This window comes from Sedimentibacter sp. zth1, from assembly GCF_017352195.1.
Lineage (GTDB): Bacteria > Bacillota > Clostridia > Tissierellales > Sedimentibacteraceae > UBA1535.
This window is the reverse complement of the sequence record NZ_CP071445.1, coordinates 865,082-884,978: the sequence shown is the minus strand read 5'-3', so window position 1 is coordinate 884,978 and position 19,897 is coordinate 865,082. Positions and strand designations below refer to the sequence as shown.

General features: G+C 31.1%; 20 protein-coding genes. 19 read left to right on the top strand and 1 reads right to left on the bottom strand.

Going from position 1 to position 19,897, the window contains the following annotated elements:
* Window positions 1-358: 358 nt before the first annotated feature.
* The 11 genes from JYG23_RS04285 to JYG23_RS04235 all read left to right on the top strand — a co-directional run bounded on the left by JYG23_RS04285 (window position 359) and on the right by JYG23_RS04235 (window position 11,068).
* A complete protein-coding gene (locus JYG23_RS04285) occupies window positions 359-898 on the top strand; it encodes a GNAT family N-acetyltransferase (RefSeq protein WP_207237308.1) in 540 nt (179 codons plus the stop codon).
* 254 nt (window positions 899-1,152) lie between these two features.
* Entirely contained in the window at window positions 1,153-1,626 is a 474-nt protein-coding gene (locus JYG23_RS04280; protein WP_207236453.1) for a hypothetical protein, read from the top strand.
* A gap of 345 nt (window positions 1,627-1,971) precedes the next feature.
* Complete coding sequence (locus tag JYG23_RS04275; RefSeq protein ID WP_207236449.1) at window positions 1,972-2,352, top strand: nuclear transport factor 2 family protein; 381 nt, start codon at window positions 1,972-1,974, stop codon at window positions 2,350-2,352.
* A gap of 664 nt (window positions 2,353-3,016) precedes the next feature.
* A complete protein-coding gene (gene ltrA / locus JYG23_RS04270) occupies window positions 3,017-4,276 on the top strand; it encodes a group II intron reverse transcriptase/maturase (protein WP_207235088.1) in 1,260 nt (419 codons plus the stop codon).
* A gap of 355 nt (window positions 4,277-4,631) precedes the next feature.
* The gene (locus JYG23_RS04265) at window positions 4,632-5,381 is read left to right on the top strand and encodes a hypothetical protein (RefSeq protein WP_207237306.1); all 750 of its coding nucleotides are present in this window, start codon (window positions 4,632-4,634) and stop codon (window positions 5,379-5,381) included.
* A gap of 297 nt (window positions 5,382-5,678) precedes the next feature.
* Window positions 5,679-5,882, top strand: coding sequence for a hypothetical protein (locus JYG23_RS04260; protein ID WP_207237304.1), 204 nt, complete (start codon window positions 5,679-5,681; stop codon window positions 5,880-5,882).
* A 62-nt stretch (window positions 5,883-5,944) separates the two neighbouring features.
* Complete coding sequence (locus JYG23_RS04255) at window positions 5,945-6,112, top strand: hypothetical protein (protein ID WP_207237303.1); 168 nt, start codon at window positions 5,945-5,947, stop codon at window positions 6,110-6,112.
* A 324-nt stretch (window positions 6,113-6,436) separates the two neighbouring features.
* Window positions 6,437-7,336 carry a GNAT family N-acetyltransferase gene (locus JYG23_RS04250; RefSeq protein ID WP_207237302.1) on the top strand — a complete coding sequence of 300 codons (900 nt, stop codon included), beginning with the start codon at window positions 6,437-6,439 and terminating at the stop codon, window positions 7,334-7,336.
* A 959-nt stretch (window positions 7,337-8,295) separates the two neighbouring features.
* On the top strand, window positions 8,296-9,114 hold the full coding sequence (locus JYG23_RS04245; protein WP_207237301.1) for a hypothetical protein: 819 nt from the start codon (window positions 8,296-8,298) through the stop codon (window positions 9,112-9,114).
* A gap of 539 nt (window positions 9,115-9,653) precedes the next feature.
* On the top strand, window positions 9,654-9,887 hold the full coding sequence (locus tag JYG23_RS04240) for a hypothetical protein (protein WP_207237299.1): 234 nt from the start codon (window positions 9,654-9,656) through the stop codon (window positions 9,885-9,887).
* A 341-nt stretch (window positions 9,888-10,228) separates the two neighbouring features.
* Window positions 10,229-11,068, top strand: coding sequence for a hypothetical protein (locus tag JYG23_RS04235; RefSeq protein WP_207237298.1), 840 nt, complete (start codon window positions 10,229-10,231; stop codon window positions 11,066-11,068).
* A 326-nt stretch (window positions 11,069-11,394) separates the two neighbouring features.
* On the opposite strand, the gene JYG23_RS04230 is transcribed toward JYG23_RS04235, so the two are convergent.
* Complete coding sequence (locus JYG23_RS04230; RefSeq protein WP_207236171.1) at window positions 11,395-12,699, bottom strand: IS110 family transposase; 1,305 nt, start codon at window positions 12,697-12,699, stop codon at window positions 11,395-11,397.
* A gap of 488 nt (window positions 12,700-13,187) precedes the next feature.
* Between JYG23_RS04230 and JYG23_RS04225 the strand changes: the two genes are divergently transcribed.
* The 8 genes from JYG23_RS04225 to ltrA (JYG23_RS04195) all read left to right on the top strand — a co-directional run bounded on the left by JYG23_RS04225 (window position 13,188) and on the right by ltrA (JYG23_RS04195) (window position 19,514).
* Window positions 13,188-13,628 carry a hypothetical protein gene (locus JYG23_RS04225; protein ID WP_207237297.1) on the top strand — a complete coding sequence of 147 codons (441 nt, stop codon included), beginning with the start codon at window positions 13,188-13,190 and terminating at the stop codon, window positions 13,626-13,628.
* The gene (locus JYG23_RS04220; protein ID WP_207237296.1) at window positions 13,585-13,869 is read left to right on the top strand and encodes a hypothetical protein; all 285 of its coding nucleotides are present in this window, start codon (window positions 13,585-13,587) and stop codon (window positions 13,867-13,869) included. Before JYG23_RS04225 ends, JYG23_RS04220 begins: the two co-directional genes overlap by 44 nt.
* Before the next feature lie 291 nt (window positions 13,870-14,160).
* Window positions 14,161-14,592, top strand: coding sequence for a hypothetical protein (locus tag JYG23_RS04215; RefSeq protein ID WP_207237295.1), 432 nt, complete (start codon window positions 14,161-14,163; stop codon window positions 14,590-14,592).
* Between the two features lie 322 nt (window positions 14,593-14,914).
* Entirely contained in the window at window positions 14,915-15,037 is a 123-nt protein-coding gene (locus JYG23_RS15010) for a hypothetical protein (RefSeq protein WP_256440230.1), read from the top strand.
* 12 nt (window positions 15,038-15,049) lie between these two features.
* Window positions 15,050-15,634, top strand: coding sequence for a hypothetical protein (locus JYG23_RS04210; RefSeq protein ID WP_207237294.1), 585 nt, complete (start codon window positions 15,050-15,052; stop codon window positions 15,632-15,634).
* A 465-nt stretch (window positions 15,635-16,099) separates the two neighbouring features.
* The gene (locus JYG23_RS04205) at window positions 16,100-16,657 is read left to right on the top strand and encodes a hypothetical protein (RefSeq protein ID WP_207237293.1); all 558 of its coding nucleotides are present in this window, start codon (window positions 16,100-16,102) and stop codon (window positions 16,655-16,657) included.
* A gap of 409 nt (window positions 16,658-17,066) precedes the next feature.
* The gene (locus tag JYG23_RS04200) at window positions 17,067-17,675 is read left to right on the top strand and encodes a hypothetical protein (protein WP_207237292.1); all 609 of its coding nucleotides are present in this window, start codon (window positions 17,067-17,069) and stop codon (window positions 17,673-17,675) included.
* A 579-nt stretch (window positions 17,676-18,254) separates the two neighbouring features.
* Window positions 18,255-19,514: a group II intron reverse transcriptase/maturase gene (gene ltrA, locus JYG23_RS04195; RefSeq protein ID WP_207237291.1), complete on the top strand. Its 1,260-nt coding sequence runs from the start codon at window positions 18,255-18,257 to the stop codon at window positions 19,512-19,514.
* Window positions 19,515-19,897: the final 383 nt, after the last annotated feature.

Here is a 19,897-nt window from a genome sequence, read left to right as displayed (position 1 = left end):
AAGATGTCATTTATATAACTAAGGATATCGACATTTTGAAGTATATTGCTATTAATAGGATAGGAACGTCGTGAACACAGAAACGATAAGCAAAATGCCGCTAGCGCGTCATTTTGTTTATCGTCGCGCGGGTACCCCGCTGACAGGCTTGGGCTAGCGCCACATCGCCTATCAGCAGGTTTACAAAATTATCAAGTTAGACAGTAAACTGTCTAACTCGATAACTTCGTAAACCCGCGCGACGTTATAAGAAATTGGTTCATTCATTTCAGAGTAAGTCTTTGTATAAAAGATGTTTGAGAATACTACGATTTTGAAAATTTATAATAATTTTATTTTACTAGAGAGGATGAAAATAATGTTTAAACATATAATTGATGTTGATTTAGAGTTAAAGTTAATAAACTTAAAAGATAGTGAAGAATTTTATAGATTGATAGATAGTAACAGAATATATTTACGAAAATGGTTAGGTTGGGTTGATGACACAAAATCATCAAAAGATATCGAAAGTTTTATTAAAAGTTGTATGAATCAATATGCAAATAATGGCGAGTTTCAAGCTTCAATATGGTATAAAGGAGTCATCGTTGGAATTATAGGGTTATATGACTTAAATATGCACAATAAAAGTACAAGTATTGGATATTGGTTAGCAGAAAATTATCAAGGTAGTGGTATTATGACACGAGCATGTAAAGCAATTATAGACTATGTTTTTAAAGATTTAGAATTACAAAGAGTTGAGATAAGATGTGCAGATAAAAATTTTAAGAGTCAAGCAATTCCAAAAAGATTAGGATTTACAGAAGAAGGTGTATGTAGAAAGTCCGAAAACTTGTATGGAAATTTTGTTGACCTTATAGTTTATAGCATTTTAAAGGAAGAATGGATTTAGAAGAAAGTTTAGGAATATCTACGAAGCTGACTGTACCAAAATCTTATAACAACATGTTCACGCTTCGGGTCTTAGTAGGAAAGTCAAATAAGCAAGTCAGACCACATCACTTCACCGGGTGCGAGCACCGCCAAGACGGTCTAGCTATGGTGTCAAGTTCAGCGACGTCGTGAACAAAGGGACGTTATATGCAAGAATAAATGGCGTGAAATCATAATTTATTTTGAAAATATAAAGTTATTGGGAGGTATGAAATGGGGAATATAGAATTAAAATGGAATAGAATTTCACAAAAATCAAAAGGAAGATATATGTTTGTAGAATTTTCATTAAAAAAAGTATTATCAGTACAACTAATTTTATTAATTGTATTAGAATTAATATTTAATTATAGAAATGAAGATATAAAATTATTTGTTATTCAATCAATTATAAAACTTACAGCAGCTTATATATTAGGAGTAGTGATAGGAAAACTAGAATGGGAATATATAAAAAAATTAAACGAACGTAAATTCTTTGATAAGAAGGTTATAAGAAGAAATTATATAATTATTTATGGAATATTATTTTTTGGTTTAAATTCTATAATAGCTACAATATCACCATTTTTTGTAAGTACAAAAAAGAATTTAACTGAAATTGTTTCATGGCTTTTGGTAGCTTGGATATGGGGATTATTAATGTGGATTACTAGTGGTAGTGAGTTGGAAAAATATATTAAATAATAATTTTACTATAGTAAGTAAATAGGGCCCATTGATTCCAGCATATAACAACATGTTCATGCTTCGGGTCTTGAGGGAACGTCAGCGAGTAGGAACGTCAAGGAAGAAAGTCACGTAGGGGTCTAGTCAGACCACATCACTTCACCGGGTGCTAGCACCGCCAGGACGGTCTAGCTAATTCTGTCCGGTTCAGCGACGTCGTGAACACCAGACCGTTAGAAGAAAGAACGTTATCATATTAGAGAAGAACTTTGAGGTCGATATAGATGTGTTATTATGATTTTAAATCTATTGAAATAGATGTAGGAAGTGAAGATTTTATATTTTATATGAAGGTGAAAAAAGATGAATAGAAAAGAATTATTAATGTCATTTTGGTGTGATGTTGCAAATCAAAATGTAGAGGCGTTAAAAAATTATTTTGCTCCAAATGCACATGTGCGTTGGCATAATACGAATGAACAATTTACAACTGAAGAATTTATAATTGCAAATTGTGAATATCCAGGCGATTGGCAAGGTGAAGTGGAACGTATTGAATTAGTTGAAGATAAGGCGATTACAGCAACAAGAGTTTGGTTAAAAGATAATAGTGCCTCTTTTCATGTAACTTCATTCTTTAAATTTCAAGGAGATAAGATTTTTTTTATAGATGAATATTGGGGTGATGATGGAATAGCACCGCAATGGCGATTAGATAAGAATATTGGCAAACCCATAAAATGAGAACTTTGTTTGATGCACAATAAATAGATATTTTAAAATATTGAAGTTATGATTAAAGACAATATGAAAAGATTTTTATAGGTAATTATTTTGCAAAGTCGTTGGAGAGTGATAACGATCCATCTTCTAACAACATGTTCACGCAAGGGTCTTAGATGGAGTGCGCCAGTTCGGCGTTTAATATATAGCTAGGTGAAACTCCTAGCCTGGTAAAGTTTAGCCAACAGCCAGTATCTAGCCTTGGAGCCGAAGCGGTGACGTAAGGTTTAAGCGTAGGCAAGAAAGTTTGAGAGCCGTAATGCGAAAGCGTGAAGTGATAGAGCCTCGTTAGTCCGATAAGTGAAAGTCGATGTCATTCCTCTGACAGCAGACAAAAAGAAATAACCGATAAAGGCAAGGTTATGGAAATTTCACCGGGGTCTGAGAGCATGGCGAGCAAACAAGGTATATTAAGCGTACCTGGGAGGTCTTGTAGTTTTCTGAATAACAAAAACAGATAAGGATGGCATAAGGTGTAGAAAACCAAAGAAGTCTTAAGAGCTGCAAGAAGTCGGACTAATTCATAGTAGTGAAGAAGTAGATGAAAGTCTATGGAGCAAAGGGATTAGCATGTAAGACAATTCGGAAAGTAACACATGAAAGACACTAGAGGTTAAATAAACACATGGGAAAGATACAAGAAGAAATAAAAGAACTATCAATAAAACACGCAAAACTGCAAACACTAATGCACTATGTAAATGAAGAAAATTTAAAACAGGTGCATGAAAAACAGGACAAGAAAAAAGCAGTAGGAATAGATGGAGTAACAAAAGAACAATATTCAGAACAACTAGAAGATAATATAAAAATTCTCCTAGAAAAAATGAAGAAGTTCGGATACAAACCAAAACCCACAAGAAGAGTAATGATACCAAAAAGCGATGGAAAAATGCGATCATTAGGAATACTGTCATATGAAGATAAGTTAGTACAAACAATAATGGCAGAAATATTGAATGGAGTATATGAACCAAGATTTCTTGATATATCATATGGTTTTAGACCAAACAGAAATTGCCATCAAGCAATAAAAATGATAAACAATACGATAATGCACAAAAACGTAAACTATATACTAGACTGTGATATAAAAGGCTTTTTCGACAATGTAGACCAAGGATGGCTAATGAAATTTTTAGAACACGATATACAAGATAAGAATTTTCTTAGATATATAGTAAGATTTCTAAAAGCAGGAATATGGGAAGACATGAAATACGTAGAAAGTGACAAAGGAACAATTCAGGGTGGAAATATATCACCAGTATTGGCAAATGTATACCTACACTATGTATTAGATATATGGTTTGAAAAGTCGGTGAAACCAAAACTGCATGGAGAAGCGTATCTGGTGAGATATGCAGATGACTTTGCAATACAGTTTCAAGCAGAAAGCGAAGCGGAAAAAGTATACAAGATGCTAATAGAGAGATTGAAAACATTTGGATTAGAAGTAGCAATAGAAAAGACAAGGATAATACCATTCGGAAAACATAGAGGAACAAAAGAAAATTTTGATTTTCTCGGATTTACATTTGTAAATGGAAAAACAAAAAATGGTAAATATCGTGTGCATATCAACACAAGTAAGAAAAAGCTAAAAGTAAAAAGGCAAAATGCGAAAAGTTGGCTAAAAGAAGTAATGCACAAACCTATTGATACAATAATGAAAAGCTTGAAAAGAAAACTGGTGGGACACTATAACTACTATGGGATAAGTGGAAATATCAAAGGAATAAAGAAATTCCACGGATATGTTAAATACCAATGCTACAAAAGATTAAACAGAAGACATCAAAAGAAAAGCATGTCTTATGATATATTTGAAAAAATATGGGAAGCATATATTCCAAGTCCAAAGATTTGTGTAAACATATGGTAGAACTATAAAGTTTTATATGAAGAGCCGTATGCCTAAATAGGGCACGTACGGTTCCGAGAGGGGCGAACAGACAGTAACCTTTTACTTTAAGAAAACCTTAAAAAGAAAGGGTGTCGGGTTCGTCTACTCGACACGTTCAAGGAAGAAAGTCAGACCACATCCCTTCACCGGGTGCGAGCACCGCCAAGACGGTCTAGCTATTGCTGTCCGGTTCAGCGACGTCGTGAACACCAGACCGTTAGATGAAAATACAATATCATTTCAAAGCAATAAATTCAGGGAATTTTAAAATATTACTAAGATATTGATAACTTTTATAATTTATATAAATTTTTTATATTAGGGAATTAAGATTATGAAAATTAAAATATTGTTACTTTTAATTATAAGTATATTATTGATAAGTTGTATCAGTACTAATGAAAACGAAAAAGAAATATCACAGAATGAATATGAAGTAATAGAATATGAATCAGAACATATTAAAGATGTAATAACACAAGAAGAAGTTGACATAAATGATGAAATTGAAACAGAAGAAAATTTACAAGTTAAAGGAACTATATTACAAGATGAACAACTTTTACTGAATGGAATATCTTTAACAGAAAAAATTATATATAGCGTTTATAGAGGTAAAGAAAACTATAGCTATGAAGTGCTATTGTATGCATTTGCAAAAGATGATTCCAAAGATAATTTATATAGAGATTATTTTTCTTATGATAAACAAAGAAATGCTTTTATATTTCCTATAGATAAAGCAAATGAAGTATTAATACAAGTCTTTGGAGAAAAAGAGTATTCTTTTAACAATTTATTTGATTATGATGAGGAAACTGATACATATTATAAGTGCTTAGATTTTGGCTGGGATACTGGAAATAGAGCAAAAAATATAACCGCTAGTATAAGTGATGATAAATTAGAACTATACACAAATTTTGAATTTATAGATATATGGTATGGTTATGAAGAGTATCCTGAACCACCAACTATAGCAGACTGTAAAATAACATATAGTATAGTTAAAAATAATGAAAAGTTTTATTTAAGATTTAAAGATATGGTGTTTTCTTGGAGAGAAGAATTTATAAATGATTAGTATAAGTGTGTCAAGAAGCTGATAATGTATCAACATCTAACAATATGTTCAAGCAGGGGTTTTAGTAGGAACGTCAATGGGGCAAGTCAGACCACATCTCTTTACCGGGTGTGACCACCGCCAAGGCGGTCTAGCTATGCTGTCCGGTTCAGCGACGTCGTGAACACAAGACCGTTATATAACATTGTATATTCATGTCAGAGAAATTTTATCGTGTCAAATTTAAGTGAAACAAATTATATCTGTATCCTTAATTTTTTGAACACAAATGTATTTATATTAATTTGGAGGTAATAAATGTACGCTAAAATATTTGAAATAATTGGTAATATCTATATTGTAGCTTGGTTTGTTTGGCCATTTGTTTTTGTATTTTCTTTTGTTGATGGATTAGTCAAGTCATTAAAAAATGGGAAATTAGCTACAAAGGAATTAGTTATAGCATCAATTTCAATGACTGTAATAATAGCAGGTTTGTTTTTACCTTATTTCATTAGTTAAAATATAATATAGTATTTATAATACTTAGTTTTAGAGGAATATATGAAAAAAACAAATAAATTATGTTAACAATTATATTTCAAAACGATCTTATGATTAACGTTGGATATATTAAAAGAAAGAATACATATTTTATAACAGTTGTTTTAGAGGTCTCAATTGAAGGCTGGAAATCTCCAATTGAGCTGGTTGAAGTTCATAGCAAAGAATCTCTTATAGACGAAATATAAAATACAATTTTAAAATTTTGTAATTACTTAAATTAGGTTGGTAATAAGGGATGTGAATATACAACGTTACATAACAAAATGTTCACACAAGGGTCTTAGTAGTAACGTCAAGCGGGCAAGTCAGACCACATCACTTCACCGGGGGTGACCACCGCCAAGACGGTCTAGCTCTGATGTCCGGTTCAGTGAAGTCGTGAACACAGAGGCGTTAGGTGCAACTAGTTTTTTATAAGCAAAAATTTTAGATTGGTATAATTGTATTTTAAAATATATTAGTGACAAAATATTTACCAAATTAGTATATTTGAAAGGATGGAGGAATATATGCGAGAATATTATTTTAAAGAAGTCAAAAGCAAACAATTTTCAATATATCATACAATTTATTCAAAAGAAGATATAAATATGTGGTTTGATTGGAAAATGAGATTAGATGAAACAAGTTTAAAAGAAAATTGTTATTTTGTTTTTCTGGAAAACATTTGCATTGGTGGTGTAATTATAGAGGATGATGAAATATCAAATTCATTTTTAATACCACCATATAACGATAGAGAATTGTTTTGGAAAATTGTAATAGATTATATAAAAAGAAAAAGCAAACTTAGTTGCATGCATTTTGCGGAAATGCTTAAACAAGATACAGAGGTTTTACAAAATTTAGGAGCTAAAATTTCAGAACAAAGAAATTATATGTGTAGACCTACAGAAAATATTGAGATGAATATAAATAAAGATTTTATATTAGAAAATGTGAAAGAACAAGATTATGAAGAATTAGCTTTGGTACAAATTAAAGCATATAGAGATTCATGTATAACAAAATATGTAATACTTAATGATAAAGATGAATTAGTATCAGGACTAAAGGAAGATATAGAGGCATTTAAACAAACTAATACATATAGTATGACATCAATAGTAAGAGAAAAGAGTACAAATAAAATAGTTGGAGGATGTATATCAGGTAGATATGATGAAGCTCCAAATATGTTTGGTTGTATTTTTGAATTATATGTTCTATCTGAATATAGGAAGCTTGGTTTCGGAAAAGCAATGGTTAACAACGCTTTAAGTGTCGATTTTACAAATACACCAGTGATAAAACTAAATGCATATATAGAAGATACTCCCGCTATTAGTTTATATAACAAATTAGGTTTTATAAGTGGAGGAATATTTACAGATTTAGTTCTTCATTTTTATAACGAAACTAGAAACTAATAAACCTGATAATTATTTATTAAAATTATATTGTATATGCTAAATAAGCAACTATTTGAAATTAGTTATTGTATTTAATACCATATATAAAAAAGTTACAATTTACAATCTATAAAATCAATTAAATCAATTAAATGGTAAACGTTTATGGAAGTAGTAAACTAGCAGCACCTAACAACATGTTCACGCAAGGGTCTTAGGAGAACGTCGACGGGGAAAGTCAGACCACATCACTTCACCGGATGTGACCACCGCCAAGACGGTCTAGCTATGATTGTCCGGTTCAGTGACGTCGGGAACACAGAAACGTTATATAACATTTTTCCATCCATTTAAAATATTGAAGGTACGAACTCAAATGTACTGTAGGTTAGGGGCAGGATAACACGAACCCTTAATGTTACGTACTATATTGGGAATAGGTTATCATTATATATACACAACGTGATTAGGTTTCTTGCTAAAAAGCGAAGTTAACGGGTCGTGGATGGAAAAACATCAAATAACAATGTGTTCCCGTTCATTCGGGTAGGGTCGGTTTGATACTATAACAACTCTAGGGCGTGCCCTCATACATTCCTATTCATGTAAAGATGTTATTTATCTAACTAAGGATATCGACACTTTGAAGTATATTGCTATTAATAGGATAGGAACGTCGTGAACACAGAGACGATAAGCAAAATGCCGCTAGCGCGTCATTTTGTTTATCGTCGCGCGGGTACCCCGCTGACAGGCTTGGGCTAGCGCCACATCGCCTATCAGCAGGTTTACAAAATTATCAAGTTAGACAGTAAACTGTCTAACTCGATAACTTCGTAAACCCGCGCGACGATAGGAAATAGTGATATCGTGGTTATTTTAGGGGTCATATTAAAAAAAGAGATATTATAAAGTTATATATGCTTTTGTAAAAAAATAGGAATGAAATAAGTTATTGCATATGGGAGAATAAGATAATGAAATACATGACGTTTAATAATTCATGTTCCTTTGCTGGAGTTGCTAATATGCTTGAAGATTTTTCAATTGACATAGAAGATTATCAACTAGCAATTGAAATGAAAGTACCTTTTATATTTAAATTTGATGAGAGATGGAAGCGTTATTTATCTGGTTCAATGCTTCAAGAGGACAAGTATTTTAATTATTACTTACAAAAGTGGAATTTAAAACTTATTGAGAATAAAGTATCTAAAGAAGATGTATTATCTTTTTTCAATACACTAAAACAAAAAGCAATGATAGGTTTAAATATTTCTGAAGGTTATAAGCATGCAGTTATTTATTTTGGGAATGAAAATAATGAATATATTTTTTTAAATAACAGGCGCAAGGATGCAAATGAGCCTAAATACTATAAATATGGTTCTGATGAACTTAAAGAAAAGATAGATGGAACAGCTATTATTTCTTATATAGACAAGCACATAGAAAATTTTGAATTAGATATAAAAAAAGAAATCAATAATTCAGTTATATATCTAGAAAGATATAGAAAAGAAGTTGAAGATTTTTGTCAAAAAGAGCAAAGTGTAAATTCGCTACAATATGCTATGAATACATATTTTCGTGCTTTATTTTTAGACGTATATTCTATGATGAAAATTTTAGAAGAAGTAAAAATTGTAAAGCAGATTAGTGAAGTTAGGTCAGAATATTTACAAGCAATAAAAATAAATAAATCATTGAGATTATCAGATTTTATTTCTCTTGATGAATTAAACAAAATAATTGATCAATATAAAGAGTTAATACAGTTACAGATTTTGAAATGATTAGTTATTCTATTTATGATAAATATAAGGTTAGTATTGCATAGAATTGTTGTTAATATATACGATTTATAACATATAAAAATTGTACGGGAAGAGGTCACTACATCCTATAACAACGTGTTCCCGCAAGGGTGCCTAGAGGAAAGTTGATGAGGCGAGTCAGCACCACATTTCATCCTTGCAATAATATAATTTGATGAAACGTCGTGAACACAAGACCGTTATGAGAAAACTAGATTACGGGGTAGAAAATATAAGTCTTGTAAAAAAATAATTATAGTACCTAGTTTAAAAAATACTCTTATGATTTTAAATTATTTATTGAATATGTATAAAATTATAAGAAAGACTTTTATATTACATTATATTTTAGCTATTGAATAAGATACTTATATAAAAGTGTTTAGTATTTTTATATTTTGTAAGACTAATTTAGAAAATAATAGATTTGAAAATTTTATTAGTTTTATTAATAAATTTAGTATTCATTATTTAGGAAAAATAGTTTTTGTTTAACTAAAAAAAAAGGGGGGGATTTTGTGATTATAAATATTTTACCATCGCTAATATTATTCACAGTAATATATTTAACCGTGATATCTATAATGCTTTTACTTAATTTTTTTAAAGTTACAAAATTCAAAGATTTTAATAGGTTATTGTTAATAACTACAATGGTTTTTATAGTAATTATTATAATTTTATTTATAATTTCTATATTTGGATCTACAAGTAACAATTCTAATGAAATGGCAATTTTGAGCTTTTTATGATTTTTTAATTTATTTTTATAAAACTTTTTACATTAAACTAATAATAAAATTATTTTAATAGGTAAGTATGAGAGTTTATAAAATTTCTAGTCATCTCATAACAACATGTTCCCGCTACGGGTGCCAGAGAGAAAGTCAGCTGGATAGTAAATCAAGTTGGACAAGCCAGCAGAGGGTAAGTCAGCACCACATTCCCCAGCTAACCGAGTCGGTGCCCTGCAACCCAAGATAGGAGTTATCTAGGATCGCAGAACACCTGTAATGCTGGGGAACGTCGTGAACACAAGACCGTTATCGGAAATTAAAGTCATAGTTAGTTGGTTATACTAAAGGAGATTTATATGGAAAATGTGAATGTATGGAAGTCACCTGAAAATTTTTCGCTTGTATTTAGATGTACAACTGTAGAATATGCAGACAGTTTTGTTGATTTAGGAGAGATAAAGTTTAATACTCCAAAATCATGGCAGGATTATGCAAAAGAATATGGGGATGGTCGTGGAGATGAGTTTGAAGGTACAATGGCAACCTGTAAAATAAATGATATAACAAAATTAGCTGAGTTAATAAATAAATATAAAAAATATAAAGATTTGGAAACTTATATGGTGAAAGATAGATGTTGTTTGAAAAGAAAGAAAGATATGCATTTGCCTTGTTTTTGTTTTTATATTTTGAAACATAATATGTTTGAATGTCCGGGTGAAGATGGGGTTCATAAGTTAACGACAAAGATACCAGCATCATATTTTAGGGATTTTACGGATGATATGGAATTTTCGAAAGTTGATGAATTAGAAGAGCGTAAAAGACCTGCGGTTGTATGTATAAAAGATTATATTGAATTTGAGAAAAGATTATTAATTGCATTATTGAGTTTAGGTGTAAAAAGAGATGAAATTATAATAGGTAGGATTAATTATATTGATTATGAAAAATATGGAGAAAATAGTTGGTGGGATTTTGGACAAACACCACCAAAGCAATTATTAATAAAACCTAAACATTTTAAACAACAGAATGAAGCTAGAATAATTATAAATACTAAAAATAATGAGATTAAGAAAATTTTAGATAAACCAATAAAAATTGGACCATTAAATGATATAGCTAATGTAATTAAAAAATACTTTTATAATGGCATGAAAATTGAGATGAATTCAAATATAGAACAAGTATAAAAAATTATTTTTCTAAAGTTTAATATATAAGGCTTTAACATCCGATAACAACATGTTCACGCAAGGGTCTTAGAAGGAACGTCAAGGAAGAAAGTCACGCAGTAAGAAAGTCAGACCACATCACTTCACCGGGTGCGAGCACCGCCAAGACGGTCTATCTATGGGGTCCGGTTCAGCAACGTCGTGAACACAGACCAGCTAGTAAAAGTCAACAAGAAAAATAAAAAAGTTTAGTAATATTGTTTAGCTAAAAAAGTGTAACCTTAATAAACCCAAACAATGAATTGCTTGAAAAACAATTAAAACTTTATGTAAGGACTTAATAATTATGCAGCAAGTAGCTGTAATGATTGTTTGTAGTTACTAATATGAGTTTCTGGAGAACGGAGTTCAAAAGATTTTTCATCACGTAGCACTGCAAAAATGATATTACAGATTTTGTGCATAACAGCACCAATAGCAACCTTTTTAGGTTTAGATTCAGTTTTCTTTCGGTAATAAGCTTGTAAATAGGGATTAATAGCTTTACCATTACTTGTAGAACGTATATTAGACAAAGCGATAGCAAAAACAACACGTCTAGCGATACGTGAACCACGCTTAGACATATGCATTTCAGTAGCATTGAATTTGCCTGATTGGTTAACTTCAGGATCCATACCAAAATAAGCAAACAGCTGTTTAGGGTTCTTAAAAGCACTAAAATCACCAATTTCACACATTATGGTAACAGCAGATAAAAAACCAACACCAGAAATTGAATCTAGCAAATGAATTTGATTAATAAACTTTTCGGATTTATGCTTATCAACAAGCAAATTTATTTGATTTAAAATAGATTCAATAACAGTATCTAAATATTCGATTAAGTCAATAGTTAAAGAAATATTGAAATACACACTATCAATATTACAACCAAAGGTTTTGGCTGCATTTGCTGCGTTAGAAAGTTTTTCGTAGCATTGAGTAGCTTTTGAAATACCTTTTCTAGAAGATTTAGATATTTTTTCAATCAAAGATGATTTATGCGCTCTTAATATTTTATCAGGAGTACAATAATTCTTTAAAATCATGCGAGATGTAACACCACAAACATCTGAGAAAATATTAAGGTATTGAGGAAAAACAGTATGTAAATCCGCTTTTAGTTTATTAATATGAGCTGAGCGTTGATCCATAATGTCATAATGTTTACGAACTAAGCTACGAAGCTCTAAAACAAGCTTAACAGGCATAACAGAGGTTTTTAAATTGTTAGATAAACCAAGTCTAGCGATGCCAATAGAATCTAATTTATCATTTTTTACTTTCCTTATTCCTGAATTTTTGATAGAATGAGTGATGAGAGGGTTAATAATATGGGCCTCAAATCCTGATTCATTCAGGAAGCAGAAGAGCGGAAAGTGATAGATTCCGGTAGATTCCAGGAAAATGTGTGATTTCATGGAATGTGACTCTTCTGCTTTTTTTATTGCAGAAATAGCACGTTCAAGAGAATCTATACTGTTATGTAGTATTTTAAAAGGTTTCAAAATAATGTTTCCGTTGTTATCAACAATAGACATAAAACTAAAAGTTGAACCAACATCAATACCAACGGAGATATAGTTACGATTATTAAAATTAAACATAGAAAGCTCCTTTCGAATAGGTATCCATAAATAGCAATGAGTACACAACCTGGCACGTTATTCGGGTATAGCTTATCAGCTCCCAACCAGCTAAAATCATAAATCCTCATTGAATGGATTGATTGTCTGTAGTTACAGGTATTGCCTTATAAAAGGCTCCCAAGGACGTTAACATCTACCATCCTATTCAATAAATATAATACCTTATGACTTAGACAAAGTCGAGAGTTGAATTTCTATACAATAACTTATGAGTTTATTCATGACTCAATGGTTGAATGATTGTATATAAGAATGATTTTCTTTATTCAGCCAGAACATGAATTAGATATGAATTAGCATAGTTTTTTGCTATGACTTTATTATACCAGAGACGTTATGTGCAATTCTATACTATGTTACGGTTATCATTAAGATAAATATTTATATTGGATACTGTAATATTGAGTTACTGATATTAATCTGGTAATAAATCAAAGGAGGTATACATGAATATTATATTATTTATTATTGCGTGGATAATTGGTGTGATTTTTACTGGTTTTTCAACTATACAAATCCTGATAGTATTGTTTACTTCCATTCCATTAACGTATAGATTTAAAAAGAAATATGGTGATTTGTTTGATTCTCTAATTGTGTATATCCAAAGTATTATATCTATTATTATTCATTTATGTATAAACTTTTTAGTTTATTATGCTCTTATCAGATGCCATAATCAATATATAGTATATGGCTTTTTAGTAGGCAATCTGATTACGATAATAATGTCCATTGGAAAACTTGGGATAAACAAAACAAATTATTTTGAGTATATTAATACAAATAAAAAAGCTTTTGCAGAAGAGATATATTTAACCATTACAAATAAGGAGGAAGTACATGATACATTTATTATGGAAAGGTGCACGGATAAGAAAAGGTAAGAAAGCCAAATTATCGAATGCAGATATAGCAATGCTAGTTATTAATTTGCCTGATAGAAAACGGGATTTAGAGCCCGATGAGTTTAAAGCTTATTATGAAGAATATAAGAGAATTCGAACAGAAACAGAAAAAATAATAACGGATTATAATTTATTTATGGATAGAGCAGAGAAAATTCAAAATAGATGTGCTTATGCTTATGGTAATAGTGTGAATAGCAGAGCTGTAATTAGAGATTAATTTTATTATTTCTAGGCGTAAAAAGGAAATTTATAGCAATGATATTTTTTAAAAAATTGTAGGAATCGATAACTTCCGTATAGAACAGCACATAACATGGTTGTTCCGTCCGCTACGCACATTCACTCTCTCTTGGGAAAAGCGTTGAGGGTCAGAGTGAACGTCGGAACTACCTACACGTTATAGGAAATGACAAATGAGGTTATTTATAATTTAATGTGTATTTATTTTAGGTATTAGCAAAATGATTATAGATATATAATAAAAAAAGTTAGTTAATGGAGGAATAAAGTGAGTAAAATAAAAAGAAGATATATTTTATTAATAATTTGTATATTATCTATATTTATTTATTATTTGCCCATGCCAATAAACCACATTAATGTGTTCAATAATATATCAATTGAAAAAGTCTCAGTTGTTACATATGACTATTCAGAAAAGTACCGCTCTTATGAAATTAATGAAAGTGAAGAAATAGATGAATTAACTAAATTCTTAGATAAAATAATAGTACAAAGAAGGACTAGTAAAAATAAATTTAGTTATAAGCAGAATGAAAATGGAGAGTACATGATGGTTATATCTAATTTAAAAAAAGATATACAAATATATATTAAATTATATAATCATGAATATATAGCAATTGATAATAAGTTATATAAAGTTATAGGTAAAATAGATTATAATCAACTGAATAGTATTATAAAAAATGAGAATTAATATTATTTTTTATGTATTTATAAGCTAAAATGTGTAGTGATTTAGCAAAATCATAATCAAAAATAAAGAAGTTGGATATCACATCCTATAACAACATGTTCACGCAAGGGTCTTAGGAGAACGTCAAGTAGGAAAGTCAGACCACATCACTTCACCGGGTGTGACCACCGCCAAGAAGGTCTAGCTATGGTGTCCGGTTCAGCGACGTCGTGAACACAGAGGCGTTATATGCAATTTGTTCAACCATTTCAGAGCATTAAATTTATTGTCTTAAAATAAATATATATATAAATTTAAATTTTATAAGGGGGAATCTAAGTATATGAGTAAGGAAGCATTAGAAATTAGAAGTGAAATTGACAGATTAAAATTGAAATTGCTTGAACTTGAAAAAGATAATATTGAGAAGGAAGAAGAGGCACAACTTTGTGCACCTAATGTGTGAGGACAAGATGTTGTGTTGAGTTCAATACAGCAAATCTGTAAAGATAAAGGTACTGAAGACATTGGTATAATGACGGCATGGAGTGAAAAAAGAGGATGGTATACTACGACAACAGTACCTCAGGTATTACCAGATTTAATGGGTAATGTTGAATGTATAATTGATTATCTAGGTGGATTATTAGAAAAAAATAAGTTGGAAGTTATACAAATATTAAGTACAAAATTATTAAATACAACAACGAGGGACATAAGCGAAATATTAAATATAAAAATTGATTTGGTAGAAGACATTTTGAAAGAATTACATAATGAGGAAATAGTAAAAAAAGATAATGATAAATGGAGTATAACAACAAAGGGTTGGAATACATACATTGCAATTTCACATATAACATATAATTATACGATAAAGTTAGATATTAATAAAGCATTTGCAATAGCCGAAGTTTTTAAAAAGGTATTTGATAAAGAATATGGTGAAGACTTAGGAATGGGATATGAAGAAATTATAATGAAACTTAAAGATACAGAAGAATGGGAAGGTTTAATGAGTAAAGGGATAACAGAAAAGGATATATCACAAGCAGAACATTAATTGGATACGTCATGGTTAAGTTAGAAAGATGGTTGAAAAAAAGCATATAACAATATGTTACAGCTACGGGTGCTAGGGGAACGTCAGCTGGAAAGTCAGTCCAAGTAGTTGAGCCAGCAGAGGGGAAGTCAGCACCACATTCCTCAGCTAACCGAGTCGGTGCCCTGCAACCTAAGATAGGAGTTATCTAAGGTTGCAGAACACCTGTAACGCTGAGAAACGTCAGTAACAAAGGGACGATAAGCAAAATGCCGCTAGCGCGTCATTTTGTTTATCGTCGCGCGGGTACCCCGCTGACAGGCTTGGGCTAGCGCCACATCGCCTATCAGCTGGTTTGCAAAATTATCAAGTTAGACAGTAAACTGTCTAACTCGATAACTTCGTAAACCCGCGCGACGTTATATACAATTAATCTATCATTTCAAAGATATGTTGTAGGGAAAAAATAAATATATAGGAGTTTATATGAGTAGTAAAAAAGATACTAAAAAGAAAGAAAATCCAAAATTATCAGGCTTTTTTATAGCGACTTGGTTTTGTGTTGTAGGGGCTGTATTTTTTTATATTCCAACGTATATGAATATAAATAACTTAATTATTAAAATTATATTAAATTGTCTTGCTTGGGTATCAATAGCTATAAGCTTTATTGGTTCTATGATAGAACTTTCAAGTGTGTTAAAAAATGAAGCTTTTTCTTATTTTGGAGTTAGTTTAATATTTTTTATTCCTTGTTATTTGTTACATATATTTCAAGTAGATAGCTTGAAAAATGAAGTTTGGATAAATATTGTTAAGATTATTATAATACTATTTTTTATAATTGGGTCGGGCATATTACTGTATGGAGTTTCTTTCTTATTCGAGAAGAAAGAGTTAGAAACAAGTGTTGAGCATAATAAATCAATTATTGTACAAGATAGGAAAAATAAAATTAAAGGTTTTTGTGATGTATTAAAATCAGTGTTAGTGGCGGTTATGCCACTAATTACTGCAATAGTTCAATTAATGGGAGATAAGTAATATAGACTGATAGATTAACTATATATAACAATATGTTCCCGCTTTGGGTGCAAGAGGAAAGTCAGCTGGATAGATAGTCAAAGAGGAACGTCCAGCAGAAGAAGAGTCAGCACCACATTCCTCAGCTAACCGAGTCGGTGCCTCTGCAACCCAAGATAGGAGTTATCTAGGGTCGCAGACCCCTGTAACGCTGAGAAACGTCAGTAACAAAGGGACGTTAAATGAAAGATACCGTTCATTACAGAGTTAGGTATATATGTATTTAAGTTAATACCTCGAATATTTTCAAGATATATTATGATTTTAGTTGTTTTTTATTAATACATATTTATAAAGTTGTCAAGAAAATATAAATATGACTTATAAATAGTTATTATAAATTTTAAATAAGTATAGGGGTAATAAAGAAATGAAAAAAATTTTATCTATTTTATTAGTTTTTGTTTTATTTATAACAACTCTAGTTGGATGTAGTAATAAAAGTATTACAAATGAAGATGAATTACCAGAAGAAAATAAGATTACGGGAACAGTTTTTGCGATTATAAAGGAAACAAATTGTACATACACTATTGCAATAATACCAAATGAAGGTGAGAATATATTGAAATATGCAAATACGGTTACAGTGAATTTAGCAGAAACTAATATGCCAGAAGTAGGAGATGTGATATCAGTTTTGCATGATGGTAAAGTTACAGAAAGTTATCAATTACAAGTAAATGCACAATCAATTGAGATAATTTCAAAAAATGAAACAGATGAAAGTGAATATAATTTAACATCAAAATTTGTAGGTATTATCATAAAAATTGATAATAGAACTGCAATTGTGGAACCGCAAGGTGGAAAATACTATATGAAATATGGAGAAGCTGTATATGTAACACTCCCAAATAGTGAATTTGAAGAAGGAAATATTGTAATAGTAGAACATGATGGAAATCCAATAGGTGGATATCCATTAGAAATAAACACAATATCTGTAAATGGAATTTTATTAGAAGATAAGAAGTAATAAAATGAATGTCTAGACATGAAGCTGACCAGTATCAATCATTTAACAATATGTTCCCACAAGGGTGCCAGAGGAGTGCGCCAGTTCGGCGTTTAATATATAGCTAGGTGAAACTCCTAGCCTGGTAAAGTTTAGCCAACAGCCAGTATCTAGCCTTGGAGCCGAAGCGGTGACGTAAGGTTTAAGCGTAGGCAAGAAAGTTTGAGAGCCGTAATGCGAAAGCGTGAAGTGATAGAGCCTCGTTAGTCCGATAAGTGAAAGTCGATGTCATTCCTCTGACAGCAGACAAAAAGAAATAACCGATAAAGGCAAGGTTATGGAAATTTCACCGGGGTCTGAGAGCATGGCGAGCAAACAAGGTATATTAAGCGTACCTGGGAGGTCTTGTAGTTTTCTGAATAACAAAAACAGATAAGGATGGCATAAGGTGTAGAAAACCAAAGAAGTCTTAAGAGCTGCAAGAAGTCGGACTAATTCATAGTAGTGAAGAAGTAGATGAAAGTCTATGGAGCAAAGGGATTAGCATGTAAGACAATTCGGAAAGTAACACATGAAAGACACTAGAGGTTAAATAAACACATGGAAAAGATACAAGAAGAAATAAAAGAACTATCAATAAAACACGCAAAATTGCAAACACTAATGCACTATGTAAATGAAGAAAATTTAAAACAGGTGCATGAAAAACAGGACAAGAAAAAAGCAGTAGGAATAGATGGAGTAACAAAAGAACAATATTCAGAACAACTAGAAGATAATATAAAAATTCTCCTAGAAAAAATGAAGAAGTTCGGATACAAACCAAAACCCACAAGAAGAGTAATGATACCAAAAAGCGATGGAAAAATGCGATCATTAGGAATACTGTCATATGAAGATAAGTTAGTACAAACAATAATGGCAGAAATATTGAATGGAGTATATGAACCAAGATTTCTTGATATATCATATGGTTTTAGACCAAACAGAAATTGCCATCAAGCAATAAAAATGATAAACAATACGATAATGCACAAAAACGTAAACTATATACTAGACTGTGATATAAAAGGCTTTTTCGACAATGTAGACCAAGGATGGCTAATGAAATTTTTAGAACACGATATACAAGATAAGAATTTTCTTAGATATATAGTAAGATTTCTAAAAGCAGGAATATGGGAAGACATGAAATACGTAGAAAGTGACAAAGGAACAATTCAGGGTGGAAATATATCACCAGTATTGGCAAATGTATACCTACACTATGTATTAGATATATGGTTTGAAAAGTCGGTGAAACCAAAACTGCATGGAGAAGCGTATCTGGTGAGATATGCAGATGACTTTGCAATACAGTTTCAAGCAGAAAGCGAAGCGGAAAAAGTATACAAGATGCTAATAGAGAGATTGAAAACATTTGGATTAGAAGTAGCAATAGAAAAGACAAGGATAATACCATTCGGAAAACATAGAGGAACAAAAGAAAATTTTGATTTTCTCGGATTTACATTTGTAAATGGAAAAACAAAAAATGGTAAATATCGTGTGCATATCAACACAAGTAAGAAAAAGCTAAAAGTAAAAAGGCAAAATGCGAAAAGTTGGCTAAAAGAAGTAATGCACAAACCTATTGATACAATAATGAAAAGCTTGAAAAGAAAACTGGTGGGACACTATAACTACTATGGGATAAGTGGAAATATCAAAGGAATAAAGAAATTCCACGGATATGTCAAATACCAATGCTACAAAAGATTAAACAGAAGACATCAAAAGAAAAGCATGTCTTATGATACATTTGAAAAAATATGGGAAGCATATATTCCAAGTCCAAAGATTTGTGTAAACATATGGTAGAACTATAAAGTTTTATATGAAGAGCCGTATGCCTTAATAGGGCACGTACGGTTCCGAGAGGGGCGAACAGACAGTAACCTTTTACAGTGAAATAACATAAAAGAGGGAAGTGTCGAGTTCGTCTACTCGACAAGACAGCTGGAAAGCAAGTTAATAAAGGACGAGCTAGCAAGAAGAAAGTCAGCACCACATTCCTCAACCTAAGCGCGTCGCGTCAGTCGTTGCATTAGCCCTTGGCAGGGCATGAGCAACTCCTTCTAAAGGTTGAGAAACGTCGTGAACACAAAAACGTTATATAACATTGTATATTCATGTCAGAGAAATTTTATCGTGTCAAATTTAAGTGAAACAAATTATATCTGTATCCTTAATTTTTTGAACAC